At 55.9% G+C, this 26,001-nt stretch carries 28 protein-coding genes and 1 riboswitch; of the genes, 9 read left to right on the top strand and 19 right to left on the bottom strand.

Annotation, left to right across the window (positions count from 1 at the left end):
• Positions 1 to 20: 20 nt before the first annotated feature.
• Both hldE and glgS read left to right on the top strand, forming a co-directional pair.
• A complete protein-coding gene (hldE, locus tag CHU32_RS14735; RefSeq protein ID WP_103676962.1) occupies positions 21 to 1,454 on the top strand; it encodes a bifunctional D-glycero-beta-D-manno-heptose-7-phosphate kinase/D-glycero-beta-D-manno-heptose 1-phosphate adenylyltransferase HldE in 1,434 nt (477 codons plus the stop codon).
• A 398-nt stretch (positions 1,455 to 1,852) separates the two neighbouring features.
• Complete coding sequence (glgS, locus tag CHU32_RS14725; RefSeq protein WP_103677025.1) at positions 1,853 to 2,035, top strand: cell surface composition regulator GlgS; 183 nt, start codon at positions 1,853 to 1,855, stop codon at positions 2,033 to 2,035.
• A 241-nt stretch (positions 2,036 to 2,276) separates the two neighbouring features.
• Here glgS and ubiK read toward each other — a convergent pair whose 3' ends face one another.
• Positions 2,277 to 2,579, bottom strand: coding sequence for a ubiquinone biosynthesis accessory factor UbiK (gene ubiK / locus CHU32_RS14720; protein ID WP_103676960.1), 303 nt, complete (start codon positions 2,577 to 2,579; stop codon positions 2,277 to 2,279).
• Positions 2,580 to 2,696: 117 nt separating this feature from the next.
• Positions 2,697 to 2,845: riboswitch (FMN riboswitch) on the top strand.
• A 91-nt stretch (positions 2,846 to 2,936) separates the two neighbouring features.
• Here ubiK and ribB point away from each other — a divergent pair.
• The gene (ribB, locus tag CHU32_RS14715) at positions 2,937 to 3,590 is read left to right on the top strand and encodes a 3,4-dihydroxy-2-butanone-4-phosphate synthase (RefSeq protein WP_103750877.1); all 654 of its coding nucleotides are present in this window, start codon (positions 2,937 to 2,939) and stop codon (positions 3,588 to 3,590) included.
• Between the two features lie 91 nt (positions 3,591 to 3,681).
• Here ribB and zupT read toward each other — a convergent pair whose 3' ends face one another.
• Positions 3,682 to 4,455, bottom strand: a complete 774-nt coding sequence (zupT, locus tag CHU32_RS14710; protein ID WP_103676958.1) for a zinc transporter ZupT — start codon at positions 4,453 to 4,455, stop codon at positions 3,682 to 3,684.
• Between the two features lie 195 nt (positions 4,456 to 4,650).
• Here zupT and ygiD point away from each other — a divergent pair, with 195 nt between their 5' ends.
• Complete coding sequence (gene ygiD / locus CHU32_RS14705) at positions 4,651 to 5,439, top strand: 4,5-DOPA-extradiol-dioxygenase (RefSeq protein WP_103750876.1); 789 nt, start codon at positions 4,651 to 4,653, stop codon at positions 5,437 to 5,439.
• 361 nt (positions 5,440 to 5,800) lie between these two features.
• Here ygiD and CHU32_RS14695 read toward each other — a convergent pair whose 3' ends face one another.
• From CHU32_RS14695 to tolC, 3 genes are all read right to left on the bottom strand, one after another.
• Positions 5,801 to 6,961: a glutathionylspermidine synthase family protein gene (locus CHU32_RS14695; protein ID WP_103676956.1), complete on the bottom strand. Its 1,161-nt coding sequence runs from the start codon at positions 6,959 to 6,961 to the stop codon at positions 5,801 to 5,803.
• A gap of 5 nt (positions 6,962 to 6,966) precedes the next feature.
• Positions 6,967 to 7,638 carry a DUF1190 family protein gene (locus CHU32_RS14690; protein WP_103750875.1) on the bottom strand — a complete coding sequence of 224 codons (672 nt, stop codon included), beginning with the start codon at positions 7,636 to 7,638 and terminating at the stop codon, positions 6,967 to 6,969.
• 139 nt (positions 7,639 to 7,777) lie between these two features.
• On the bottom strand, positions 7,778 to 9,220 hold the full coding sequence (tolC, locus tag CHU32_RS14685; RefSeq protein WP_281258337.1) for an outer membrane channel protein TolC: 1,443 nt from the start codon (positions 9,218 to 9,220) through the stop codon (positions 7,778 to 7,780).
• Between the two features lie 199 nt (positions 9,221 to 9,419).
• Between tolC and nudF the strand changes: the two genes are divergently transcribed.
• From nudF to parE, 5 genes are read left to right on the top strand one after another with little or no spacing between them, the layout of a single operon-like run.
• Positions 9,420 to 10,052: an ADP-ribose diphosphatase gene (gene nudF, locus CHU32_RS14680; protein ID WP_103676953.1), complete on the top strand. Its 633-nt coding sequence runs from the start codon at positions 9,420 to 9,422 to the stop codon at positions 10,050 to 10,052.
• Positions 10,049 to 10,471 (top strand): DUF1249 family protein, encoded by a 423-nt coding sequence (locus CHU32_RS14675; protein WP_103676952.1) that lies wholly within the window; start codon positions 10,049 to 10,051, stop codon positions 10,469 to 10,471. Before nudF ends, CHU32_RS14675 begins: the two co-directional genes overlap by 4 nt.
• Positions 10,472 to 10,495: 24 nt before the next feature.
• Positions 10,496 to 11,323: a 3',5'-cyclic-AMP phosphodiesterase gene (gene cpdA, locus CHU32_RS14670; RefSeq protein WP_103676951.1), complete on the top strand. Its 828-nt coding sequence runs from the start codon at positions 10,496 to 10,498 to the stop codon at positions 11,321 to 11,323.
• A complete protein-coding gene (gene yqiA, locus CHU32_RS14665; protein WP_103676950.1) occupies positions 11,323 to 11,898 on the top strand; it encodes an esterase YqiA in 576 nt (191 codons plus the stop codon). Before cpdA ends, yqiA begins: the two co-directional genes overlap by 1 nt.
• Before the next feature lie 27 nt (positions 11,899 to 11,925).
• The gene (gene parE, locus CHU32_RS14660) at positions 11,926 to 13,818 is read left to right on the top strand and encodes a DNA topoisomerase IV subunit B (RefSeq protein WP_103676949.1); all 1,893 of its coding nucleotides are present in this window, start codon (positions 11,926 to 11,928) and stop codon (positions 13,816 to 13,818) included.
• Between the two features lie 570 nt (positions 13,819 to 14,388).
• On the opposite strand, the gene tatB is transcribed toward parE, so the two are convergent.
• The 14 genes from tatB to CHU32_RS14590 all read right to left on the bottom strand — a co-directional run bounded on the left by tatB (position 14,389) and on the right by CHU32_RS14590 (position 25,942).
• The gene (tatB, locus tag CHU32_RS14655) at positions 14,389 to 14,736 is read right to left on the bottom strand and encodes a Sec-independent protein translocase protein TatB (protein WP_103676948.1); all 348 of its coding nucleotides are present in this window, start codon (positions 14,734 to 14,736) and stop codon (positions 14,389 to 14,391) included.
• Between the two features lie 2 nt (positions 14,737 to 14,738).
• Positions 14,739 to 14,963, bottom strand: coding sequence for a twin-arginine translocase TatA/TatE family subunit (gene tatA, locus CHU32_RS14650; RefSeq protein ID WP_103676947.1), 225 nt, complete (start codon positions 14,961 to 14,963; stop codon positions 14,739 to 14,741).
• A gap of 60 nt (positions 14,964 to 15,023) precedes the next feature.
• Positions 15,024 to 15,272: a hydrogenase maturation factor HybG gene (gene hybG, locus CHU32_RS14645; RefSeq protein ID WP_103676946.1), complete on the bottom strand. Its 249-nt coding sequence runs from the start codon at positions 15,270 to 15,272 to the stop codon at positions 15,024 to 15,026.
• Positions 15,273 to 15,274: 2 nt separating this feature from the next.
• Entirely contained in the window at positions 15,275 to 15,766 is a 492-nt protein-coding gene (gene hybE, locus CHU32_RS14640; protein ID WP_103676945.1) for a [NiFe]-hydrogenase assembly chaperone HybE, read from the bottom strand.
• Positions 15,756 to 16,250, bottom strand: a complete 495-nt coding sequence (locus CHU32_RS14635) for a HyaD/HybD family hydrogenase maturation endopeptidase (protein ID WP_103676944.1) — start codon at positions 16,248 to 16,250, stop codon at positions 15,756 to 15,758. Before CHU32_RS14635 ends, hybE begins: the two co-directional genes overlap by 11 nt.
• A complete protein-coding gene (gene hybC, locus CHU32_RS14630) occupies positions 16,250 to 17,950 on the bottom strand; it encodes a hydrogenase 2 large subunit (protein ID WP_103676943.1) in 1,701 nt (566 codons plus the stop codon). The genes CHU32_RS14635 and hybC overlap by 1 nt, the downstream gene beginning before the upstream one ends.
• On the bottom strand, positions 17,947 to 19,116 hold the full coding sequence (gene hybB / locus CHU32_RS14625; protein ID WP_103676942.1) for a Ni/Fe-hydrogenase cytochrome b subunit: 1,170 nt from the start codon (positions 19,114 to 19,116) through the stop codon (positions 17,947 to 17,949). The genes hybC and hybB overlap by 4 nt, the downstream gene beginning before the upstream one ends.
• Positions 19,109 to 20,119 carry a hydrogenase 2 operon protein HybA gene (gene hybA, locus CHU32_RS14620; protein WP_103750874.1) on the bottom strand — a complete coding sequence of 337 codons (1,011 nt, stop codon included), beginning with the start codon at positions 20,117 to 20,119 and terminating at the stop codon, positions 19,109 to 19,111. The genes hybB and hybA overlap by 8 nt, the downstream gene beginning before the upstream one ends.
• Positions 20,116 to 21,246: a hydrogenase 2 small subunit gene (gene hybO / locus CHU32_RS14615; RefSeq protein ID WP_103676940.1), complete on the bottom strand. Its 1,131-nt coding sequence runs from the start codon at positions 21,244 to 21,246 to the stop codon at positions 20,116 to 20,118. The genes hybA and hybO overlap by 4 nt, the downstream gene beginning before the upstream one ends.
• An 80-nt stretch (positions 21,247 to 21,326) precedes the next feature.
• Positions 21,327 to 21,668 carry a hydrogenase maturation nickel metallochaperone HypA gene (gene hypA / locus CHU32_RS14610; protein ID WP_103676939.1) on the bottom strand — a complete coding sequence of 114 codons (342 nt, stop codon included), beginning with the start codon at positions 21,666 to 21,668 and terminating at the stop codon, positions 21,327 to 21,329.
• A gap of 80 nt (positions 21,669 to 21,748) precedes the next feature.
• Positions 21,749 to 22,516, bottom strand: a complete 768-nt coding sequence (locus CHU32_RS14605; protein WP_103676938.1) for a dimethyl sulfoxide reductase anchor subunit family protein — start codon at positions 22,514 to 22,516, stop codon at positions 21,749 to 21,751.
• Positions 22,516 to 23,073 carry a 4Fe-4S dicluster domain-containing protein gene (locus tag CHU32_RS14600; RefSeq protein ID WP_103676937.1) on the bottom strand — a complete coding sequence of 186 codons (558 nt, stop codon included), beginning with the start codon at positions 23,071 to 23,073 and terminating at the stop codon, positions 22,516 to 22,518. The genes CHU32_RS14605 and CHU32_RS14600 overlap by 1 nt, the downstream gene beginning before the upstream one ends.
• Entirely contained in the window at positions 23,070 to 25,352 is a 2,283-nt protein-coding gene (locus CHU32_RS14595; protein ID WP_103676936.1) for a molybdopterin-dependent oxidoreductase, read from the bottom strand. Before CHU32_RS14595 ends, CHU32_RS14600 begins: the two co-directional genes overlap by 4 nt.
• A complete protein-coding gene (locus tag CHU32_RS14590; protein WP_103676935.1) occupies positions 25,349 to 25,942 on the bottom strand; it encodes a TorD/DmsD family molecular chaperone in 594 nt (197 codons plus the stop codon). Before CHU32_RS14590 ends, CHU32_RS14595 begins: the two co-directional genes overlap by 4 nt.
• Positions 25,943 to 26,001 lie beyond the last annotated feature (59 nt).

Genomic DNA, 26,001 nt, shown 5'->3' with positions numbered 1-26,001 from the left:
GAATCTCTCAGGAGACAGGAATGAAAGTAACGCTGCCAGAATTTACCCGCGCAGACGTCATGGTCGTTGGTGACGTGATGCTGGATCGCTACTGGTACGGCCCTACCAGCCGTATTTCACCGGAAGCGCCGGTGCCGGTGGTGAAAGTGGATACCATCGAGGAGCGTCCTGGCGGCGCGGCGAACGTGGCGATGAACATAGCTTCGCTGGGCGCGGCGTCGCGTCTGGTTGGCCTGACCGGAATTGACGACGCCGCGCGTGCGCTGAGTCAATCGCTGGCTGATGTTAACGTGAAGTGCGATTTCGTTTCTGTGCCGACGCATCCGACCATCACCAAACTGCGCGTTTTGTCGCGTAATCAGCAATTAATCCGTCTCGATTTTGAAGAAGGCTTCGCCGGGGTCGATCCGCAGCCGATGCACGATCGTATTCAGCAGGCGCTCAGCCATGTGGGGGCGCTGGTGCTCTCTGATTATGCCAAAGGCGCGTTAGAGAGCGTCCGGCAAATGATTGCCCTGGCGCGTCAGGCCAACGTGCCGGTGCTGATTGACCCGAAAGGCACTGATTTTGAGCGCTACCGTGGCGCGACATTATTAACGCCGAACCTTTCCGAGTTTGAGGCGGTAGCCGGGAAATGCCAGAGCGAAGCGGAACTGGTTGAACGTGGCATGAAGATTATTGCCGATTTCGATCTTAGCGCCCTGCTGGTGACGCGCTCCGAGCAGGGGATGACATTGCTGCAACCGGGCAAAGAACCGTTGCATATGCCGACGCAGGCGCAGGAAGTCTATGACGTCACCGGCGCAGGCGATACGGTGATTGGCGTGCTGGCGGCGACGCTGGCTGCGGGTAATACGCTGGAAGAGGCCTGCTACTTCGCCAACGCCGCGGCAGGCGTGGTGGTCGGCAAGTTGGGGACCTCAACGGTGTCGCCCATTGAGCTGGAAAACGCGGTGCGTGGCCGTTCGGAAACCGGCTTTGGCGTGATGGATGAAGAGGAACTTCGGGAAGCCGTAGCGGCGGCGCGCAAACGCGGCGAGAAAGTGGTGATGACCAACGGCGTGTTCGATATTCTCCATGCCGGTCACGTGTCTTATCTCGCTAACGCCCGCAAACTCGGCGATCGCCTGATTGTCGCGGTCAACAGCGACGCGTCCACTAAACGGCTGAAAGGTGACTCGCGTCCGGTTAACCCGCTGGAACAGCGGATGATCGTACTCGGCGCGCTGGAAGCGGTGGACTGGGTGGTCTCGTTTGAAGAAGATACGCCGCAACGTCTGATTGCTGGCATTCTGCCGGATCTGCTGGTGAAAGGCGGCGACTACAAACCGGAAGACATCGCCGGCAGTGAAGAAGTCTGGGCCAACGGCGGCGAGGTGCTGGTGCTCAATTTTGAAGATGGCTGCTCGACGACCAATATCATTCGTAAGATCCAGAAAGACAGTCAAAAGTAAGCGGCTACTTCCCCGGTGACGCTGCGCTTACCGGGGCTACGGTCTGGCGTTGTTATTCTTCGGTGATGCTGTGCTTGCCGGGGCTACGGTCTGGCGTTGTTATTCCGCGGTGACGCTGCGCTTGCCGGGGTTACGGTCTGGCGTTGTTATTCTTCGGTGATGCTGCGCTTGCCGGGGCTACGGTCTGGCGTTGTTATTCTTCGATGACGCTGCGCTTACCGGGGCGACAGATTGCATCAGACGTAGGCCGGATAAGCGCAGCGCCATCCGGCATCATTCTCTCCCGCACATAAATAATCGCACACTTTTTACCCACTCAGATCAATTTTGTTTCACTCTCACGTACGCCTTGCGGAATTTGACCTACGCTTAAAAAAAACATGGGAGATGCGGTAGAAATGAACGAACAGGACTTGTACTCGGTACAGAACTTTGACTTTCTGGCGCGCAGTTTTGCCAGGATGCAGAGGGAAGGACGCCAGATCGATATCAGTAACGTAACCGGAAATATGGATGAAGAGCATCGTAGCTGGTTCTGTCAGCGCTACGAGTTTTATCAACGTCAGACGGTATGCGAATAAAAATAATGGCCCGGTAAATACCGGGCCATTCAGGCTGCTGACAAACATTATACCGTGGAATTATGCCTGGCGGCGCTTCGCTTGCACAGGCCTACGGTTTACGCATAACGTATTGATGTTCATGTTTTTTGTAGGCTGGGTAAGGCGAAGCCGCCACCCGGCAAAACAGCGAACACAGTAGCAAAACAGGTTTGTCATCAACTCGATGGCCCGATAAATACCGGGCCACTTTACCGGGCGATTAGTCCTGCGAATCGACCGGTGGGATCGCCGGAGCAGGTTTCACTTCCGTCGTGGTGGTCTGTGAACGGCCCTCAAGATCGGTCAGACGCTGTTCTAGTAGCGCCAGCTTTTCACGGGTACGCAGCAGTACCTGGGTCTGAACATCAAACTCTTCACGACTGATTAAATCCAGACGGGTAAGCTGCGATTGCAGTACCTGACGGATTTTCTTTTCTACATCTTCCCCGAAGTCGCGAATTCCCTTCGGCATCGATTCATGGACCTGACGGGCGATTTGTTCAATTTTTTTCGGGTCAATCATTGTCGTTTCCTGATCAGATAGGCTCTGCCATTATTGTAGTTTGAGAAAGCCACTCTATAAACAATTGTTTGAAATGAATGGATTGCCCAATGTGGTTAACAGCGTTATAGTTGCTGTGCTTATTCTCAGGGCGGGGTGTAATTCCCCACCGGCGGTAAATCGACCTTTGTCGAAAGCCCGCGAGCGCTTCTGGCTTTGCCGGAAGGTCAGCAGATCCGGTGTAATTCCGGGGCCGACGGTTAAAGTCCGGATGGGAGAGAGTAACGATCCAACAGGCCCGGCCTGCGCACGTTATTTTTTTGACTCCTAAGTCTGCCCTGATTCTGGTAACCATAATGTTAATGAGGTTTTTTTACCATGAATCAGACTCTTTTTTCTTCCTTTGGTAATGCGTTTGAGCGCGTAGAACAGGCTGTTGTTGCGCTGCGCGAAGGCCGCGGTGTAATGGTGCTGGACGACGAAAGTCGTGAAAACGAAGGCGATATGATCTTCGCCGCAGAAACCATGACCACTGAACAGATGGCACTGACCATCCGTCACGGCAGCGGCATCGTCTGCCTGTGCATTACCGAAGAGCGTCGTCAGCAGCTTGACCTGCCGATGATGGTTGAAAACAACACCAGCGCTTACGGTACTGGCTTCACCGTTACCATTGAAGCTGCTGAAGGCGTGACCACCGGCGTGTCTGCCGCTGACCGTGTGACCACCGTCCGCGCCGCGATTGCCGATAACGCAAAACCGTCTGACCTTAACCGTCCTGGCCATGTCTTCCCGCGGCGCGCGCAGCCGGGCGGCGTGTTGACGCGTGGTGGTCATACTGAAGCGACCATCGATCTGGTAACGTTAGCGGGCTTTAAGCCGACCGGCGTATTGTGTGAGTTAACCAACGACGATGGTTCGATGGCGCGCGCGCCGGAGTGTATTACATTTGCGCGCGAGCATAATATGGCAGTGGTCACCATTGAAGATTTGGTAGCGTATCGTCAGGAACACGAGCAAAAAGCCAGCTAAGAGCGGCAATCCTGCCCGGTGGCGCTGCGCTTACCGGGCCTATGGTTTGAGCGTGGCATTACCGGGCACGTACTTCCCGGCGCTAAAAACTTCAGCCAAATCCAATCGTTTGCAGCAGCACCAGACTTAACCCCATCACCGACATCCCGCACAGCACGCCATAACTTGGGTTATTATGCGGGTCGATCTCTTTTGCCAGTGGCATCAGTTCATCTACCGACAGCGCCACCATAATTCCCGCAACGGCAGCCATAATGGCGGCCATCACCACTGGCGACATCATGCTACCGAGGATAAGCCAGGCCAGCACCCCGCCGAAAATTTCCGCGAGGCCTGAAATCCCCGCCCAGAATACCGCTTTCCCCCGCGAACCTGTCGCCGCGTATACCGGACCGGCAACTGCCAGACCTTCCGGAATATTATGCAGCGCAACCGCCAGCGCGATGCCGAACCCCAGCTCCAGATTGTTGCTCGCCGTGACATAGGTGGCGATACCTTCCGGGAAGTTGTGCAGGCTAATACCCAGCGTCAGCAGAATGGCCGTGCGGCGGATTTTACGCGTGGCAGGAAGGGCGCTTTCCTGCATCAGATCCTGCGGATGAGAATGAGGAAGAAGACGATCCAGCCCGTAGTAGCCCAGTAGCCCGACGATAAACATGCCGTAGCCGAGGACCGGCGGCATATTCTTCGTCGCCAGCGCGGCAGGTAGCATCTCCATGAGCGAAATGAGCAGCATGATCCCGGCGGCGAAGCCGAGCGAAAACGCCAGTAAGCGGTTGGATGGCTTCTGGCCCAGTACGCCGAGAACTGCCCCAATAAAGGTGGCAGCGCCGGCGAGCACGGTCAGAATTAAAGGTACTGACATTTACTACTCCTTTTGATAATGATTCTCATTCATGATAGAGGCATCTTCCATAATGTCCGAGAGGGTATGCCCGGCCTTTAACAATCCTTACATTCAAATTTTCTGACGATCATCATCACGCTTATCTGAGTTCATCAGATGTAAAAAAGGCGTACTGTGATGTTATCAAATTATACTCTTTGTAAGGATATCACCATGTCCCGTTCCCGTATGCCAGCACTTTTTTTAGGCCATGGTAGCCCGATGAATGTGCTTGAAGATAATCGTTATACACGAGCCTGGCAGCAACTGGGTCAAAGCCTGCCGCGTCCCAAAGCCATTGTGGTGATCTCCGCGCACTGGTTCACGCGTGGTACTGGCGTGACGGCGATGGAAACCCCAAAAACAATCCATGATTTCGGCGGTTTCCCGCAGGCGCTGTACGACACGCATTACCCGGCACCGGGTTCGCCCGCGCTGGCTCAGCGTCTGGTCGATCTGCTTGCGCCGGTCCCGGTTACGCTGGATCAAGAAGCATGGGGTTTTGACCACGGTTCGTGGGGCGTGTTGATCAAAATGTACCCCAACGCGGATATTCCGATGGTGCAGCTCAGCGTGGACAGCACCAAACCGGCCGCGTGGCATCTTGAAATGGGGCGTAAGCTGGCCGCGTTACGCGATGAAGGCATTATGCTGGTTGCCAGTGGTAACGTCGTCCATAACCTGCGCACCGTGCGCTGGCACGGTGAAAACACGCCGTACCCGTGGGCCACATCGTTTAACGATTTCGTGAAAGCGAATCTGACCTGGCAGGGCGAGGTGGAGGAACATCCGCTGGTGAACTATCTGGATCACGAGGGCGGCGCGTTGTCGAACCCGACGGCAGACCATTTCCTGCCGCTGCTTTATATTCTCGGCGCATGGGATGGTGAAGAGCCGGTGACCATCCCGGTTGACGGCATTGAGATGGGGAGTTTGAGTATGTTGTCGGTGCTGGTGGGATAGATAATTAAAGCTATCAGTAAGCAAAACGGCTGAGTGAGTTTTCAGGCTATCAGCGCGGGTTGTGTCCGGCTGTAAATCGCCGAGTCGTTTCCCGCAGGCCGGGGCGACGCGCATGGACGCGCGTCGCGGGCGTGTGCTTTACAGGATGTAAAGCTCGCGCCCGACCCGAAGCCGGAGGGAATAAGACGAGGGAACCGCGAAGCGGCGATTTACGGGCCGGACGCCCGGGTCGCCTGGGCGGCGGCTTTTGAGCCGCCCTGGCACGTTCACCGACACGATAATGCCGTTGATCCCGGGAAATTGAAGTGAACGGAAGGACCACCTTTGTCACATGTATCCCCTGTTAAAGGGATCGCGTGGCTTACTCCACAAAAATATGCGGATAAAACCGTGACAAATCCTGGGTAATCAGCGCCCGATCTTCGCGAATCCCAATCCCCGCAGGCTGGTCGTTAATCAGCCAGCTGCCAATCAGCATATAGCTGTCACCGAACTTCGGCAGCGGGTGAAACTGCTGGACGATCATCCCTTCCTCACCATATGGCCCCTCAACTTCTTCGAGGATTTTGCCGTTTTCGACGATCGAGACATTGGCCCCTTCGCGGGAAAAAATCGGCTTCACAACGTACTTATCCATTACAGGATGATCGTCTTGCGCGAAGTACGCCGGCAGCAGGTTCGGGTGATCCGGGAACATTTCCCACAGCATCGGCAGCAGCGCTTTGTTAGAAATAATGCTCTTCCACGCCGGTTCGAGCCAGCGCACGCCAGCGTCCTCGAGCTTGGTGGAAAACATTTCGCGCAGCATATATTCCCACGGGTACAGCTTAAACAAATTACTGATGACCTGATCCTGCAAATCAGTAAACTGACCTTTTTCGCCAAGGCCAATATCTTCGATATACAGGAACTCAGTAGCAAGGCCCGCTTCGGCAGCGCAGTCCTGGAGATACTGTACCGTGCCGCGATCTTCAACCGTATCGCGGCAGCAGGTTAAATGCAGGAGCTGGAAACCATGCTGCTCACGCAGTTCGCTAAAGCGTTCAATCAGCTTTTCCTGAAGGCTATTAAACTGATCGCTTCCCGCAGGTAACTGGCCTGCATTAAGCTGATCTTCCAGCCACAGCCACTGGAAGAAAGACGCTTCATACAGCGAGGTTGGCGTATCGGCGTTATTCTCCAGCAGCTTCGGTTCGCCGGTGCCGTCCCACGCCAGATCGAGGCGCGAGTACAGCGAGGGCTGATGGGTTTGCCACGACTGGCGAACAAAACCCCAGGTATGCTTCGGAATGCAGAATTTGGTCATCAGCGCATCGCTGGCGATGACTTTCTCCACCACTTTCAGGCATAGCTGATGCAGTTCTGCCGTCACCTCTTCCAGCTTGTCGACCTGCGCCAGCGTGAGTTTGTAGTAAGCCTCTTCACACCAGTACGGCTCGCCGTACAGAGTGTGAAAATTAAACCCGTATTCGGTGGCCTTCTCCCGCCAGTTGGGGCGTTCGCTAATGCTGATCCTTTCCATGCCGGTCAGCCGCCCATTGAACGGGAGGAACTGCCCGAGGCGCTACTGCGCTGCATGGCGGATTGTTTTGCTACCGATTCACCAAAGCCGCCGCGAGTGATGGTTGAGGTGGTGGCCGGTTTCGGGGCCATCGCGGTTTTCGGCACGTTCATAGTGCGGCCCGGCTGGGCAGCGCCGTAATTCTTACCGCTGGCGTCGGTGTACTGTCCGTAGGCCGGGCTTGCCGGGTTACGCGAGCTAAACAGCGGCTGCTGGGCAAAACCTGCGCCGCCGCTCATCAGGCGGCCCATCATATAGCCCGCCATCAGCGGCATCCAGAAGCCGCCGCTGGACTGGGCCTGCGCCTGATTTTCCGGGGCCATACCCGCCTGCGCGGGAGCCTGCTGGCACTGGCCCTCGCCGAATTCCGCGACGCAGTCTTCCCGCGTGGCGTATTTCGGTGCGGTACGTTCCGCTTCTTTCAGCGCGTTGTTATACGCGGTAGTACATTCCGCGCTCTTGCCAGGGTTCGCCGAGGCGCAGTCGTCAGCGTTGAGATAAGTTGACACCGTTTCGTCGGTTTTCTCGCAGCCTGCCAGCATAAACGCGGCAGTAACGGCAAAGGCGCCCGGTGGAAGGTGGCGCGCGCTCCAGCTTTTGCGGAACGTGGCATAATTAATGGTTTTTGTCCGTTTCATCGTTATTTTCCAGACCCAGAGGTATTGCGTGATGAATAGTGCTCAGGATAGAGGATGGGGGGGCGAAAATGAAGCGGGAAGGGGATCTTTACGTTGTCTTACGTTCAGGCGGGACTGGCGTCCCGCCTGACGAAATGGCTTAACGGCGCGCTGAAGCGGGTTGCACTGCCGTCGCGGAATAGCCGTCCGCGCTGGCCGCCTGCGAGGCGTCTTCCGGTGCCACGCTTTCCGGCGTCGTTGGCACGGTTTTACCCAGCGTACTGTTCAGCGAGGCCAGATCCTGTTCGTTCAGCGTGCCAAGGGCATTTTTGATATTGAGCTGATTAATCAGGTAGTTGTAGCGAGCGCTGGAGAGTTGCTGCTTGGCGTTATACAGTGTGGTGGTCGCGTCCAGTACATCAACAATAGTACGCGTACCAACGGTGTAACCGGCTTCAGAAGCATCCAGAGAGCTTTGGGCGGAAACCACGGCCTGCTTATAGGCATTGATGCTACTAATAGAAGCATTGATGTTGTTATAAGAGGAACGCACGTTCTGCACGACGCTGCGATGCGCGCTTTCCAGCTGTTCGCTGGAACCGACGAAGTTATACTGCGCCTGTTTAACCTGAGAATTCACCATCCCGCCCTGATAAATTGGCAGCGAGAAGCTCAGGCCTACCTGGTTCTGGCCTGCGTTGTTATCATCGTATTGCGATCCGGCCGCGCCACGGGTTTTTGAACCGCTGTATGAGGTGTCAGACACGCCGGTTGAAGCGGTTAAATCCAGAGTGGGCAGATGGCCATCCTGCGCCTGGCGAATTTGCTCGCGTGCCAGATCCTGATTCAGACGTGCCTGTAACAACGTCAGGTTACGTTTTTCGGCCTCTTTCAGCAGATTGTTCACTGCTTCAGGGCGGTTCGTTTTAAATGTGTCGACGTTCAGTGAGGCCAGCTCAGGATAATAATTACCGGTGACCTGGCGCAGTGATTCTACTGCGTTATCCAGATTGTTACGGGCAGTAACTTCATTCGCCAGCACGGTGTCGTACTGTGAACGGGCGTTCTGGACGTCGGTAATTGCCACCAGCCCGACGTTAAAACGCTGGGTCGTCTGGTCTAACTGGCGATAGATAGCCTGTTTCTGCGCTTCGGTATAGGAAAGTGCATCGATGGCGCTTAGTACATTAAAATATGCTGTGGCCGTGTTCAGGATCAGCGTTTGCTGATCGGCCTGCCAGGTGACGTCCTGAATACCGGCTGATTTTTCTTGCAGCGTCAGGGCGCGCCATTTCGACATATCGAAGATAGTCTGCGTTAATTGCAGGGAGGCACTTTTTGACGTGGTGTCCAGACCATTACTATCGCGAAAACCATTGCTGTAGTTATAATCTGCACCCAGGCCCAGCTGTGGCAGTAAGGGACTACGCGCTTCGTTAATTTTTTCGAATGCCGCATCGCGATCGGCTGCTGACTTACGCAGGTCCGGGTTGCTTAAACGCGCCTGCTGATAAACCTGCAACAGGTTCTCTGCCTGGCTTACTGCGCTGAAGCCGGTCAGGCTCAGGCCGATAAGGATGGGGAGCAATTTCTTCATTTGCATTCCTTGTTGAGAAGCATTTTTAGCGCTAAAACAAATTCAAAAAATAATCGCCGATTGTATCAGAATCTGCCAGTCTCAAAGGTTGGCGTTATGTGCCATCTGGCATCAATGGGCACCAATCTACCATAGAGTTTGTGAAACCGTAGTTAAACTGGCGAGAAATCCACAATTTCATCACTATTGTCACCCGGAGATAATCATGACCAGACAAAATGGACTGGCGGTAACCTATACAAAAAATGATATAGAAATTATTGCACGTGAAAAACTGTACAGCGGTTTTTTTTCACTCGATTTATACCGTTTCCGCCATCGCCTGTTTAGCGGTGAAATGAGCGGCGAAGTGCAGCGTGAAATTTTTGAACGCGGGCACGCCGCCGTCTTGCTACCCTTTGACCCGGTGCGCGATGAAGTGGTATTGGTGGAGCAGATCCGCATTGCCGCCTACGATACTAGCGAAAGCCCGTGGTTGCTGGAACTGGTCGCCGGAATGATTGAAGAGGGCGAGAGTGTCGAGCAGGTCGCGCGGCGCGAAGCGGTAGAAGAAGCGGGCCTTGACGTCGGGCGCGTAAAAAAATTTATGAGCTATCTGGCAAGTCCGGGTGGCACCAGTGAACGCCTCTCCTTAATGGTGGGGGAAGTGGACGCCACGACCGCAGAAGGAATCCACGGTCTGGCTGATGAAAACGAAGATATTCGGGTTCATGTGGTAAGTCGGGAACAGGCTTATCAATGGGTTGAAGAGGGGAAAATCGACAACGCGGCTTCGGTCATCGCGCTGCAATGGCTACAGCTACATTATCAAGAGTTAATGAATGAGTGGAAAAAATGAAGCGTTATACACCTGACTTCCCCGAAATGATGCGTCTGTGCGAAACCAATTTCGCCCAGCTCCGCCGTCTGCTGCCGCGAAATGACGCGCCAGGCGAGACCGCAAGTTATCAGGTGGCCAACGCGCAGTACCGGTTAACTATTCAGGAGTCTACCCGCTACACTACGCTGGTGGAGATTGAGCAAACCGCGCCCGCCGTCAGTTACTGGAGCCTGCCATCAATGTCGGTTCGCCTGTATCATGACGCCATGGTCGCGGAAGTGTGTTCAACCCAGCAGATCTTTCGCTTCAAAGCGCGGTATGATTATCCGAATAAAAAGTTGCATCAACGCGACGAAAAGCATCAAATTAATCAGTTTTTAGCCGACTGGCTACGATTTTGTTTAGCACATGGAGCGATGGCGATTCCGGTTTTATAGCGTCGTTAAACCTAAGGACACCATTTGGAAAGCCTGTTAACGCTTCCTTTGGCTGGTGGGGCCAAAGTGAAGATACTGCAAATTACTGATACTCACCTGTTTGCTGAAAAACACGAGACGCTACTGGGCGTAAATACCTGGGAAAGCTATCAGGCGGTACTGACCGCTATTCATGCCCAACAGCGTGAATGCGATCTCATCGTGGCGACAGGTGATTTAGCTCAGGATCAATCTGCTGCGGCCTATCAGCACTTTGCTGAGGGTATCGCAGGCTTCGCTGCGCCCTGCGTTTGGTTACCGGGGAACCATGATTTTCAGCCTGCCATGTACAGCGCGCTTCAGGAAGCTGGTATTTCGCCGGCAAAGCGAGTGTGGGTGGGTGACCACTGGCAAATTCTGCTGCTCGACAGCCAGGTGTTCGGCGTCCCACACGGTGAGCTAAGCGAGTTTCAGCTTGAATGGCTGGAGCGTAAGTTAGCCGAGTCGACCGACCGCCATACGTTGCTGTTACTTCACCATCATCCACTCCCGGCCGGCTGCGGCTGGCTCGATCAACACAGCCTGCGCAACGCGCAAGAGCTGGATAACGTGCTGACGCGCTTTCCCCGTGTAAAACACATGCTGTGCGGGCATATTCACCAGGAGCTGGACCTCGACTGGAACGGCCGCCGGATGATGGCAACGCCATCCACCTGCGTTCAATTTAAGCCTCACTGCGCCAGCTTTACGCTCGACACCATCGCTCCCGGCTGGCGCTGGCTGGAGTTGCACGACGACGGCACGGTGGTAACGCAGGTGTGCCGTTTACAGAGCACCCAATTTAGCCCGGATACCGCCTCAGAAGGATATTGATGTCTACGCTTCTTTATCTGCACGGTTTTAATAGCTCGCCGCGCTCGGCAAAAGCGACCGCGCTGCGTGACTGGCTGGCAACACACTATCCTGATATTGAGATGGTGACGCCGCAGTTGCCCGTTTTCCCGGCCCAGGCAGCGGAACTGCTGGAGTCGCTGGTGCTGGAGTTGGGTGGCGAGCCGCTGGGTATCGTCGGCTCGTCGCTGGGCGGTTATTATGCCACCTGGCTGTCGCAGTGCTTTATGTTACCGGCCGTGGTGGTCAATCCGGCGGTTCGTCCTTTTGAACTGCTGGCGGATTACCTGGGCCATAACGAGAATCCCTACACAGGCCAGCAATATGTGCTAGAGTCTCGCCATATTTACGATCTCAAAGTGATGCAAATCGACCCGCTGGAAGCGCCGGATCTTATCTGGCTGCTGCAACAGACCGGGGACGAGGTGCTTGATTACCGTCAGGCGGTGGACTATTTTGACGCCTGCCGTCAGACCGTTGAAGAGGGCGGAAATCATGCATTTGTTGGCTTTGACGATCATTTCTCACAGATTATCGATTTTCTCGGCCTGCGCTAAGCGGCCAGAACGACCTACGAAAACACCATGACGCAATCATATAACGCTGATGCCATTGAGGTACTCACCGGGCTTGAGCCGGTTCGCCGCCGTCCGGGAATGTATACTGACACTACTCGTCCTAACCACCTGGGTCAGGAAGTCATTGATAACAGTGTGGATGAAGCACTGGCAGGCCACGCCAAACGCGTGGACGTCATTTTACATGCCGATCAGTCGCTGGAAGTCATTGACGATGGCCGTGGTATGCCGGTGGATATTCACCCGGAAGAGGGCGTACCGGCGGTTGAGCTGATCCTCTGCCGTTTGCATGCGGGCGGCAAATTCTCTAACAAAAACTACCAGTTTTCCGGTGGTCTTCACGGCGTGGGGATCTCCGTCGTTAACGCCCTGTCAAAGCGCGTAGAAGTGACGGTCCGCCGCGATGGGCAGGTTTATCGCATCGCGTTTGAGAACGGTGAAAAAGTCGAAGACTTAAAAGTGGTCGGTACCTGCGGAAAACGCAATACCGGTACCAGCGTTCATTTCTGGCCGGACGAAAGCTTTTTCGACAGTCCGCGCTTCTCTGTCTCGCGCATGACGCACCTGCTGAAAGCCAAAGCGGTGCTCTGCCCGGGCGTGGAAATCACTTTTAAAGATAACGTAAACAACGCTGAACAGCGCTGGTGCTACGAAGATGGTCTTAATGACTATCTCTGCGAGGCGGTCAACGGTTTACCTACGCTGCCGGAAAAACCTTTCGTTGGCAATCTGGCGGGCGACACTGAAGCCGTGGAATGGGCGCTACTGTGGCTACCGGAAGGCGGTGAGCTGCTGACTGAAAGCTACGTTAACCTGATCCCGACGATGCAGGGCGGCACGCACGTTAACGGCCTGCGCCAGGGGCTGCTCGACGCCATGCGCGAATTCTGCGAGTACCGCAATATTCTGCCGCGCGGCGTGAAGCTCTCCGCTGAAGATATCTGGGACCGCTGCGCCTACGTGCTGTCGGTGAAAATGCAGGACCCGCAGTTTGCCGGGCAGACTAAAGAACGTCTCTCGTCGCGCCAGTGCGCAGCGTTTGTCTCGGGCGTGGTGAAAGACGCCTTCAGCCTGTGGCTGAACCAGAACGTACAGGCCGCAGAAATGCTGGCCGAGATGGCGATTTCCAGCGCCCAGCGCCGCCTGCGTGCGGCGAAGAAAGTGGTACGTAAGAAACTGACCAGCGGTCCGGCGTTGCCGGGTAAACTGGCGGACTGTACCGCGCAGGATCTCAATCGCACCGAGTTGTTTCTGGTGGAAGGGGATTCGGCAGGTGGCTCCGCCAAGCAGGCGCGCGACCGTGAATATCAGGCGATCATGCCGCTGAAGGGTAAGATCCTCAACACCTGGGAAGTCTCTTCCGACGAAGTGCTGGCCTCGCAGGAAGTGCACGATATTTCGGTGGCGATCGGCATCGACCCGGACAGTGAAGATCTGAGCCAGCTGCGCTACGGCAAAATCTGTATTCTTGCAGATGCCGACTCTGACGGGCTGCACATCGCCACGCTGCTGTGCGCGCTGTTTGTGAAGCACTTCCGCACCCTTGTCAAACATGGCCACGTCTATGTCGCGCTGCCGCCGTTATACCGTATCGATTTGGGGAAAGAAGTGTATTACGCGCTGACCGAAGAAGAAAAGACCGGCGTGCTGGAGCAGCTTAAACGTAAAAAGGGCAAACCTAATGTGCAGCGCTTTAAAGGGCTGGGCGAGATGAACCCGATGCAGCTACGTGAAACCACGCTTGATCCGAATACCCGCCGCCTGGTGCAGCTTACTATCAGCGACGAAGATGACCAGCGCACCAATGCGATGATGGATATGCTGCTTGCCAAAAAACGCTCCGAAGATCGCCGTAACTGGTTGCAGGAGAAAGGCGACCTGGCGGAAATCGACGGTTAACGGTTTTCTCCCTTCTGTACACCGTATTGCCGGGTGGCGGCTGCGCCTTACCCGGCCTACGAAAGTCATCAACATCAATAAGTTATGCGTAACCCGTAGGCCCGCGCAAGCGCAGCGCTGCCGGGCAACCGTGGTACAGTCTTACGCCGGGGCGTTGCGCTGCCGGGTGGCGGCTGCGCCTTACCCGGCCTACGAAACTCATCAACATCAATAAGTTATGCGTAATCCGTAGGCCCGCGCAAGCGCAGCGCCGCCGGGCAACCGTGGTACAGAGTTACGCCGGGGTGTTGCGCTGCCGGGTGGCGGCTGCGCCTTACCCGGTCTACGAAACTCATCAACATCAATAAGTTATGCGTAACCCATAGGCCCGCGCAAGCGCAGCGCCGCCGGGCAACCGTGGTACAGTCTTACGCCGGGGTGTTGCGCTGCCGGGTGGCGGCTGCGCCTTACCTGGTCTACGAAAGTCATCAACATCAATAAGTTATGCGTAACCCGTAGGCCCGCGCAAGCGCAGCGCCGCCGGGCAACCGTGGTACAGAGTGACGCTAATCCGAGGCTGCGCGAAAAGCGTCATTCCTCCGGTGCTGACTGGATTGTCCCTATTGTCGGCGCAGGGATCACTTCAGCCTCCAGCGGACGTCGCAGGGCATCCGTTGCCTGACGCAGCGCCTCCAGCGAGCTTTTCAACTCTGGCGTCAGGCTTTCTGCGCTCAGGGATTCCAGCGCTTTCAGCTTGTCCTCCAGTTCCAGCACCTTTAGTTCCTGTGCCAGTTCATTTTGCAACGACTGACCCAGCGAGCGGATGGTGGCGATCCACGATATCACCGTTCTGGCGACCACCGGCAGACGCGTCGGACCCAGGACAATCAGCCCGATAACAAAAACCAGTAGCAGTTCGCCGAAGCCAAAGCCAAACATGGTTATGCCTGTTCTGATTTGCTGGCGGTGTCTTTCAGGCTTCCTGCCTGTTGCTCATTATGAAAGTCGGCATCCTGGGACGTGCTATCGCTGTCGCCCATCGCTTTCTTAAACCCTTTTAGCGCGGTCCCGAGATCGGAGCCCAGCGAGCTAAGTTTTTTGGTGCCGAAGACCAGTGCAACCAGCACCACGATCACTAATAATTTGGTAACGCTAATTTCGCCCATGATGGAACCTTATAGTCAGTAAAAAATACCGCCGCTCTGGCGGCATTATTGAAGTAGGAGTCAGGGAAGCATGGCTTCCCCGGTGATTTTTTTCAGCATCTCCATGATGTTGTCGGCTTCGTCTTCATCGATCATGCTCATCGCAAAACCGACGTGAACCAGCACCCAACAGCCCAGTAATTCCTGCGGCGAATTTTCGCAAATCAGGGAGATATTGATTTGTCTCCTGATGGCATTAATTTCCACCCACGCCGGTTCGTGGACGCAATCGCCCACTGCGACAATTTTTCCCGGTACGCCGATGCACATGGCTACCCCTTATTCGCGGAAAGTGCGCCGCGCAGAAGTGCGCGACGTCCGGTATTAATCACCGACGTCTGACGTACCGGCAGCGAGAGCGCCAGCCTGACGCTGTTTTCCGCCAGCGCCACCGCCCGCTCGGCGCTCAGCGCCGGATCGACTGGCGACAGTAATGAGCACGACAGGTAGTAAAGATCCGGTGCGATCTCTCCCGGGCGAAACAGGATCTCGCCCTGCGGAAAGGCAAGCGCCAGCCGCTCGTCGGCACGTCGGTAATCCCAGCGCTGCCCCGGTCCCGGCAGCAGCATTAGCTGTAGCATCCACGGCGTCAGCAGCGCGCCGAACAATTGCCCTTCAAGCAACTGAAAGGCGCAGGCTTTAATTGGCAATTGCGGGCGGTAAAAGGGCAGGCCGACCATACTGCGCTCCGCCACCTGCTGAAAAAGGCGCTCAATCAGGGCAGACGGATCGGTAGCATAGCCTTCAATGCGTTCACCCGGCATGATTGTCCTCCAGCGCGGTAACCTGTATACCGTGATTATTCAGAATGCGAATAACCTGAGTAATGGCGGCTTCCATGGCGCGGGCCACCACCGGGCTGAGTACCATACCCGGTGCCAGCGACGCAGGCTCTATACCGAGCAGAACCAGCTTGCGCGGAAACTCGTCGGTCATTTGCAGCGCCATCAGCACGTCTGCCAGCCCAAGCTGATGCGGAGAAAGGCGTTCGGTGAAATACGCGGGCACGTCTTTATCTTCAAGAATAAACAGACTCCCGGGTTCACTGTCGCTTTGTACCGCATCCACCACCACGATCAGATCGCGGCTGGCCATCACTTCCAGCAGTTCCATCCCCGAGGTGCCGCCGTCCTGGAGCACTACACCGTCGGGAAAAGAGAAGCGCTGTTCCAGCGCTTCAAGGGTCCGCACGCCGACACCTTCATCACTGAGCAGAAGGTTTCCGACGCCAAGCAGCAGGATATTCATTACAGAATTTTTACCTTACTCAACGTCTTACCGCGTAAATCGACCATATGCACCGCGCAAGACATGCACGGGTCAAAGGAGTGAACAGTACGCACCACTTCCAGCGGTTTTTGCGCATCCACCACCGGCGTGCCGACCAGCGCGCGCTCATACGGCCCCGGTTCGTCGTTAAAATTGCGCGGTCCGGCGTTCCAGGTTGACGGTACGACCGCCTGGTAGTTGGCAATTTTGCCGTCCTTGATCACGATCCAGTGCGACAACATACCGCGCGACGCCTCTTCAAAGCCGACGCCGCGAATTTCACCTTCCGGGAACACCGGTTTGATGAAGGTCTCACAATCGCCTTTGGCAATGTTGTCCACCAGCAACTGATACTGCGCCTGGAGTTCGTCGCACAGCACGGAAGTGCGAACCGCGCGTCCCAGAATGCGGCCCCAGGTTGATTGCAGGGCATCGTGGGTTAAGGCATGGCCAGTCAGCGCCTGATACTGCGCGGCAATACTGTCATAATGCGTCACGGTCCCGGCGTGCTTCGACGCCAGACCGCACAGCAGCCACGCCAGCGGGCCGACCTCCACGGTTTTGCCGTAGAAGGTTGGCGCTTTCACCCACGAGTATTTGTCGTCCTCATGCCAGCCGGTATAGTGCGGAATGGTGGTGCCCTGCCATGGTTTCTGCGGGCTGTTATCCTGATACCAGGCGTGCTTGCCGCTCTCTTCAATGCCGTTGATCAAAAACGGATCGCTATGGGAGGCGATCGGCTGGAAAGTGTTGAAGTCAGCGCCCTGCATATACCCGCCGGGAATGCGGAATACATCACCTTTACGGCTGACCGGCATATCCGGCACCGCCAGATAATAATCCGCCGCCTTACCGAGTTTCATCCAGTCAGGGTAGCTGGCGGCAAAAATTGCCGCGTCCACTTTATACACCTGCTCAATAAAATCGCTGAGCTTGTCGATAAACGACTTCACGTACATCAGACGTTCAAGGTTAAGCACGCCGGGCGCATCGGTATTAATCGGGTTTGCCACGCCACCGACGGCCAGGTTCTGGATATGCGGCGTTTTGCCGCCGAGGATTGCCACGATGCGGTTGGCGTCGCGCTGGCATTCCAGCGCCTGCAAATAGTGCGCCACCGCAATCAGGCTCACCTCCGGCGACAGTTTCATTTCCGGATGGCCCTGGTAGCCGTTGGCAAAAATTCCCAGTTGTCCGCTGTCCACCAGCGCCTGAACTTTATGCTGTACGCGGGTAAACTCTGCGGCGCTGTTCAGCGGCCAGGTGGACACATTTTTCAGCATGGCTTCCGCTTTAGACGGATCGGCCTTCAGCGCGGCAGTGATATCCACCCAGTCGAGGGCGGAGAGCTGATAAAAATGCACGATATGATCGTGGATCTGGTGCGCGGAGAGGATCAGGTTACGGATATACTGCGCGTTCAGCGGGATCTCCATCTGCAGCGCATTTTCCACCGCGCGCACCGAGGCGATGGCATGAATGGTGGTGCAGACGCCGCAAATACGCTGGACGATAATCCACGCGTCGCGCGGGTCCTGGCCTTTGACGATCTCCTCCATCCCGCGCCACATGGTGCCGGACGACCAGGCCTTCACCACTTTGCCGTCTTCAATTTCACAGTCGATCCGCAGATGACCTTCAATGCGTGTTACAGGATCAATGGTGATACGTTGACTCATGGTTTTACCTCAACAGGGGCTGCGTTGGCCGGTAAAATCGGCAGCAGACGAATAATCAGGATGTAAGCGACGACTTCAATCGCCACAAAGCCGATGGAAATCAGCAGTTCACTGGCGGTCGGAAAGTAGTGATAGCCGTTGCCCGGATCAAAGGCGATAAGCGAATAATCGATACGCCACATCGCCGCGCCGAGCAGCACGGACAGTGCGCACAGGAACAGGGCGCGCGGGCTGCGGCAAAGGCTGGCGGAATGCAAAATCAGCAGCGGCAGGATAAACAGCGCCAGTTCTGTGATAAACAGCCAGGAATAGCCGTTACCCGCCAGCACCAGGCCAGCTTTGCCGCGCCAGATAATCTCGCCCACCCGCAATACGACGAAGATCCACAGCAACGCCTTAATCACCCGGCTGAGCTTGCTGAACAGCGGCGTTTCATCAGCGGTAAACGTTGCGCTGGCTCTCAGCAGCGACCCTTCAAAAATTACGATCGAAAAGCCCATCAGGAACGCGGTCAGCACCGAGAACAGCGGCAAAAACTCGTAGCTTTGCCAGAGCGGGTAGACTTTGTATCCAGCAATCATCATCAGGGAACCCATCGATGACTGGTGCATACAGGGCAGCAGCGCGCCGATGCTGATGAAAATAAACATCACCCGGTTGAGCTTGCGCAATGGACGTTGCCAGCCCAGCCGCTCCAGCAGCGCGGGCAGCATTTCCAGCGACATAATGCCGATGTAAATTGTCATACAGGCGGCCGTTTCAAACAGCACCGAATTGGTATTGAAGTAGCCGGGCATCAGGAAGTGCGGCACATTCCAGTAGCGTCCCAGATCGATGGTGATCGACAGCCCGCCAAGCCCATAGCCAAACAGACTGGCGAGCAGCGCCGGGCGGACCAGATCGTGATAATCCCCCCGATTAAACACATACACCGCCCACGCCAGCGCCCAGCCGCCGCAGGCGAAGCCGGTGCCGACCAGCAGATCAAAAGAGATCCACACGCCCCACGGGTAGCCACCGTTCAGCGCGGTGACATCGCCCATTCCCATCACCAGGCGTTTGACGATCAGCAGACCGCAGATCGCCGCAAACGGCGCGAACAGATAGATCGCGCGGGTAAACAATTTTCCGCCCAGCGGACGAAGCGGATGGGTATGATCACTCATGAGATTTCTCCTCTTCAGACTGGGCGGCATCGTGCTGCTTGTTGTTACGGTGTACCAGCCAGGTGATACCCGCCAGCGCCGCCGCAGGCAGCATCATGCCTTTGTACAACGTATGCTGGACGTGCTCGGCGCGGGAGCCGGTTGACTGCGGCCCCAGCGCGGGCAAGCCAAATTCCTGGAAAGGAATGGCGGAGAGCACCAGCACTTGCGTGCCACCGCCTTCGATTTCGCCATACACCGACGATTGATAATGCGCGACGGTTTGCGAATACGTATCTTTGCTGCCGACCTGCTGGCGCGGATAGTCGTAGCGCGAGCCGGGCGTCAGGGCCAGGCGCGCTTTTGCCTCTTTCAGCAGCGCGTCGCGATGGCCGAAAATCACCGCGCCGGTAGGACAGACTTCGGTGCAGCCAGGTAGCTGGCCGTTGTCCAGCCGCTCCACGCCTTTCTGGTTACACAGTTCGCATTTATGGATCGCGCCGAAAGGATCGCTGTAATCATATTTCGGCACGTTATACGGGCAGGCGACCATGCAATAGCGGCAGCCGGTGCAGGCGTCCGGGTTGTATCCCACAATGCCGGTGGCCGGATTTTTTTGCAGCGCCGAGACCGGGCAGGCGGAGACGCAGTTCGGGTCCACACAGTGCATACACTGCTTTTTAATAAAGGCGTACCCGTCCTGAAGCTGGTTTTTATGCTCGCCGTTACCGCTGCGCCAGATCTGGATAATGTTATTGGTCCGCGCGCTGAGCTTGTCGTTAACCGACGAGGTGTTGTCAGACGGGCCATTATCAGTGGGATGATAATCGGCCTCGCCCGGATTGTTGATCTGCTGGCAGACCGCCACGCAGGACTGACACCCCACGCAGAGCGTCGAGTCGAATAGCATCCCTACCGCGCCGGGGGCAGCCTGACGCGGCGTTTCTGCGGCTCGCAGGGCAGGCGCAGCCCCGGCCAGCAGCAGTCCGCCGGAGGCGACCTTAAAGAAGTGACGTCTGTTCAAGCCCGCTCCTCCGTCTTCACGTCTTTTTTATCCGTCGCCTGCGGTTGCCCCAGTTGCTTGACTGCCATCACGCTAACGCCGCCGATCGCGCCAACGACCGCGCCCAGCAGTCCGATAGCGCTCAGGGAAACGGCACCACCTTCGGTACGCCGGACATCCGGCACTTCCGCACGCGGCGTCGGCTGGCTGACATTCGCCAGTTGAGCGATACCTTTGGTGAAGCCGATATTTTTTTCGTTGCAGCCGTAGCACGGATGCCCGATCCCCACCGGCCAGATGCCGCCGCCAACGTCGCAGAACTCCAGCGTGGAGCAGTTGCCGTAAGTCTCCGGCCCTTTACAGCCCAGATGGTACAGACACCAGCCCTGACGATGGCCTTCGTCACCAAACTCTCTGGCAAAGCGTCCGGCGTCAAAATGCGGACGACGTTCGCAGTTTTCGTGGATTAGCCGACCGTAAGCAAACGCGGGGCGGCGTTTATCGTCCAGTTTTGGCGCACGGTTAAAGGTGATGAGGTGCGCGACGGTCGCGAGAAAGTTATGCGGATTCGGCGGGCAGCCCGGAATGTTGATCACCGGAATATCCGGGATCACGTCCTGGAGCGAGACCGCGCCGGTCGGGTTACAGCCGGAGGCCGGTACACCGCCCCACGCGGCGCAGGAGCCAATGGCAATCACGTGGCTGGCATTCGCGGCGACCTCGCGAATATGTTCAGCGATTGGTTTGCCAGCAACCATGCAGTAGATACCGCCATCTTTTAACGGAATAGATCCGTCAACCACCAGCACATACTGACCTTTGTAGCGTTCGATGGCGTTATGTTTGTTCTCTTCTGCCTGCTGGCCAAAGGCGGCGGAAAGCACTTCGTGGTATTCCAGCGAGATAACGTCAAGCACCAGATTCTCGACGGTCGGATGCGTTGCCCGCAGCAGTGACTCGGTGCAGCCCGTGCACTCCTGCGCGCCAATCCAGATCACCGGCGGACGGGAAGGGGAGGTCAGCGCTCCGGCAATCTGCGCGGAGGCCTTACCGCTTAACCCCAGCGAGGCCGCCAGCGCGGTACAGAGCGTAATAAAACTACGACGGCTTACGCCCTCATTAAAGAGCGTATTCTCTCGTTCACTCATGGTTTAGTTTCCAGGATACTCTTAATGGTTTGAATGTCTTTGCTGATTAATACGGCGATAAATGACGAACGGCGTCCGGGTTATTCAACTTCCAGCTCGCGAATACGCAGTGCGTCGGCCTGTTCATGCTGAATTTGCACGGAGTGGCACAGCGGGCAACCCGCCGTTGGCTGGCGAGTTTCGAATACCTGACAGCAGCTATGGCACCAGCCGCGCGTTGGCGTTTGCACAATATGAAATTGCGCGTCTTCTGCCAGCGTGTTGCGGGTTGCCGACGTGAGGCCAAAGCGTAATGCGCTTTCCTCCACGCAGCTTTGCGTCCCCATCTCCAGCCAGACCTGCTTCACCCGGTTAAACTTTCGGCTTACCGCCTGTTCTTCGAGGATCTGAACAATATTGAGCGCCAGTGTCAGCTCATGCATAGGCCGTATTCCGCAGAAATGGAGTTAGTCAGTCCCCGCCCCCGGCCGCAGCGGGGAGCGAGGTTTTATGCCGCGTTTAATTAATACAGATGACCAAGATTAACGATCGAACTCACCGTATCGCCAAAGAAGGTCAACCGGCTGAGAAGCACGGCGGCCAGCGTCAGTAGCAGAGTGGCTTTCGGCATGACGGCGTTTTTGCGCGTCATGATGAACGCTGCGATAAAACAGACCAGGCTTGCCAGATAGAGCGGCGAGGTCAGCCAGGTGCTGGCAGTCATTTTCATAACAGTGCCACCGCTGGTCCAGACTAACGGCGCGGCAATCATTGCCACCATGAACATCAGGATGCCCTGACGCAGCGCCGGTACCAGCGGGTTAATACGCAGCAGCGGAATGGCGGCGCAGCCCATCACCCAGACGGTGAGGAAGAAGAACAGCATCGTCATTCCGTTAGCGATAGCCATCATGGCGGGAGCGGCGTAGGTCATCCCCTGAACCGCCACTAATGCTACGCCCAGCAGCGAGGCAATCAGGGCGGGGATTTTATGCCCTTTCGCCAGGAAGGTAATGCCGATCGCCGCGCCGTACAGCGTCGCGCCGAGGATCTCCCGGCTCAGCCACGCGTGTTGCAGGTTACGCAGCGCGTTATAGGCAAACAGCGGGTGCGCCAGGTGCAGCACCGCCGCAATAGATGCCACACCCAGTACCAGACCGGTAATCAGCCAGTAAATACGGCTGCCCTCGATCTCGCCCTTAAAGGTACGCCAGGTCAGCACCAGCGCCATACCCACCGAGGTCTGGCTTAAGACGGTAAAGATAACCAGCGGTAATTCGTATTTTTCCATTATTTATCTCCCGGCTGTTTTGGCTCGTGCGCCAGAATAAAGCGCGTTCCTGGGTTCAGCTTCGGCATCTGTGGGTAGCCTGGCGGATACTGCACCGCGTTGGTCGGCAGGTCGTTACTCTCCAGATCGATAATGGTCAGTGCGCCCACCGGGCAGGCATCGACGCAGGCCGGATTCATGCCGATATCCTGACGTTCGTAGCACATACTGCATTTTTCACTTTTCTTCAGCTCTTCGTTGAAGCGCGGCGCGCCGTAGGGGCAGCTACGAATACAGTTTTTACAGCCAATGCACAGCTCCTGGTTATGCACCACAATGCCGTCTTCGCGGCGATGATAGGCACCGACCGGGCAGGCTTCTACGCAGGCCGGGTTTTCGCAGTGGTTACAGGCAAGCGAATAAAACGCCCGTTCTTCGTGCGGGAAAATGGCTTTATCCAGCGGATAGACGTAGCGCCAGAAACGCTCCGGCTCCAGATGGTTAAAACTCTTGCACGCCATCGCACAGCCACGGCAGCCAATACATTTATCACTATTAACTAAAAATGCGCGTCTCATGCGGCAGACTCTCCCTTACGGATCAACACGATGTCAGCAAACTGGCTGTGAATGGCGGCTCCTGGTGCGCCGGTTTTCATCAGACCCATATCGGCAGGGGTGTCAGCCACCACGTTCTGCACGTTATATTTGCGTTTCGGGAACCAGGCCTCGTACATCACGAGGAAATCTTCCGGCACGTTGGTGGTGACCTTAACGCGCAGTTCGACGTCACCGGTGTCGTTAAAGACTTTGACCAGGTCGCCTTCGGCAATCTGTTTTTTCTTCGCTGACGCCGGGTGCATGTAGACGAAAGGTTCCGGATAGAACACCTGCATCCAGTCGAGGTTGATGAACTGCGAGTGCAGCCCGAACTGAACGTGTGGCGTAAACAGATGGAACGGCAGGCTGCTTTGTGCCTCCGGTTTATACTCCGGCAATGCGGTATGGCCGTTTTTCTCGCACAGTTCGGATTTAAATTCGTATTTTCCCGACGGAGTTTTGAACTTGCGGTCATACCAGGCGGCGGTGCTGGGCATAATGGCTTTTTTCGGGCCGTCCAGCAGATCGTCCCATGAGGAAATACCGAACATCTTCGCCATTCCGTCGTTGAACTCGAGATCCAGCCAGCGTTTGTGATCGAACTCCTGCGGGAAGGTGCAGGAACCCGGTTCCAGCTTATTGATGGTGCGTGACAGCAGGGTAGCGATTTCCAGATCACATTTTGCTTCGTACATCGGCTTAATGGCGGGCTGGTTGATCGACAGCCAGTAGTGCCAGTAGGAGGCGTCAACGTTCCACTCTTCAAAGGCGGTGGTGACCGGCAAGACGATATCCGCATGCTGGACCGTTTCATTGAAGAATTGCTCGGCGCACACCACCATTTCCAGTTTGGCGAACGCTTCTTCCATCTTGCTGCGGTCGAAATCCTGCGAGAACGGGTTCTTACAGGCCACCCACAGCATGCGGATCGGCGGATCATTAGCGTCGAGAATGCTTTGCGCGGTCTGGTTGATGTTCAGCGAACGATCGGAATACTGCGCCGCTGCGCCGCCTTCAGCGCTGCCGCCAAACTCGCTGGTTGCGCCTTTCGCACCCACAAAGCCAATTGAGCCTGCCGGTGGCTTTTGCATCATGGCGTTATAGTTAAAGCCCCAGGTGTGCAGATGACCGTAACGCGCGCCGCCGCCCTCCACGCCGATATTGCCGGTCATGGCAACAAAGGCGTCGATAGCGCGGACGTTGGCCCCGCCGTTGACGTGGCGCTGCATGCCGTAGCCAATCCATACGGTGGCCGGATTTACGGCGGTAAACTCTTCGGCAAGGGTGCGGATGACGTCAGCTGACAGGCCGCAAATTTCAGCCGCCCATTCGACGGTAATGTTGTTGCGCAGATAGGCTTCAAACTCCGGATAGCCGTGGGAGTAGTTATCAACGAAATCCCGATTGACCAGGCCCTTATCGACAAGATGCCGCGCCATACCCAGCGCCAGCGCGCCATCAGAGCCCGGGCGCACGCGCAGGTAAAGGTCCGCTTTGGCGGCGGTCTGCGACAGCAGCGGGTCGATTACTACAATCTTCGCGCCTTTTTCGCGCGCCTGATAGATGTACTTCATGGAGTGCATTGAGCACCACGCCGGGTTGCCGCCCCAGATGATGATGTACTTTGCCTTCACCATATCTTCCGGGTCGTTACACCACATATCGCCCATGTCGTAGTTCTGGGCGTCAATACCGGCAGGCCAGCATGGCGTACCGGCAAAGCGGGTGGTATAGCCGAGGGAGGACATCATCCCTTCAACGGCATAGTTCAGCACGCCGAACTTGCCGGAGTATTTGGTCATTGCCAGCCCGAGCATGGAGCCATCTTTTTTCTTAATTTCCAGCATCTTGCGCGCGATGCGGTCCATGGCCTCATCCCACGAAATGCGACGCCAGTTGCCGCTGCCGCGTACGTCCTGGATCATCGGATATTTGATGCGGTCCGGGCTGTAAACGCGACGCGGGTAGCTTAGTCCCTTCACGCAGGGCATACCATGGGTATAAGTGGACTCTTTCGCACCTTCGACATAGGTAATGACCCCATCTTTCACCCAGGTTTTCAGGCTACAGGTGTCGTAGCAGTTACGCGGGCAGGCGTTACGAAAAATTTTGTAGGTATCAGGATTAAAGGGAATAGGTGGCTGCGCTAACGCACAGCGTGAGGTTAATAATCCGCCTGGCAGGGCAGACGCCGCGCCTAAGGTGGCGAGTCCTTTTAAAAAGGTACGTCGATTAAGACGTCCGGAATCATTGCTCATAATAATACTCTCGATTTTAATTCACCAAACCAATTGGTCAGCAGCATTGCAGCGGCTTTAATAGAGGGTGTTACTGCATTGTTTATTATTTTTTCGACAAACTGAGGCAACCATAACGCCAGGTGTTCAGAAATAAACCAGCAAAGTGCATCGTGATGGGCGTTAGCTGTATTATTTTTTACCAACAGAAGACAGGCTTCGATCTCATAGGAAATATGATCTTCGGGCGTTTGATTCTCATTTGCAATAATGATCCCAAGCGCCTGATAAAGTTCTTTTACCTGCTGCGTACTTTTCCCCATTAATAAGGTTTCGGCATCCAGGTAGACGGATGAATATGGGGCGGCCAGCACGGCCTGAGGCCCCACAAACAGGCGGTTGAAGTCATACTCAACCTCGCGCCAGTTTACTTCTTTGATGGTAACGTGCTGTTCCTGAATGAAATAGTTACTCATGGCAGTGAGGCTTTGCGACAACGCCGCAGTATCGGCAGCATAGAAAAAATCGCGCAATAATAAACCAGTTAGTTCCCACGAGGACGAAACTGGTGTGCCATGGTAGAACAGCGTGTCAGGAGATTCTGCATTCATAGGGGTATTACAGCTCTCAAATATACCAATGAGGGGCGCTGATAATACACAATGTGACA

Origin of the sequence: Superficieibacter electus, assembly GCF_002915575.1 — a bacterium.
Taxonomy (GTDB): Bacteria; Pseudomonadota; Gammaproteobacteria; order Enterobacterales; family Enterobacteriaceae; genus Superficieibacter; species Superficieibacter electus.
The sequence above is the reverse complement of the archived record's forward strand: the minus strand, read 5'-3'. Positions and strand labels throughout refer to the sequence as shown.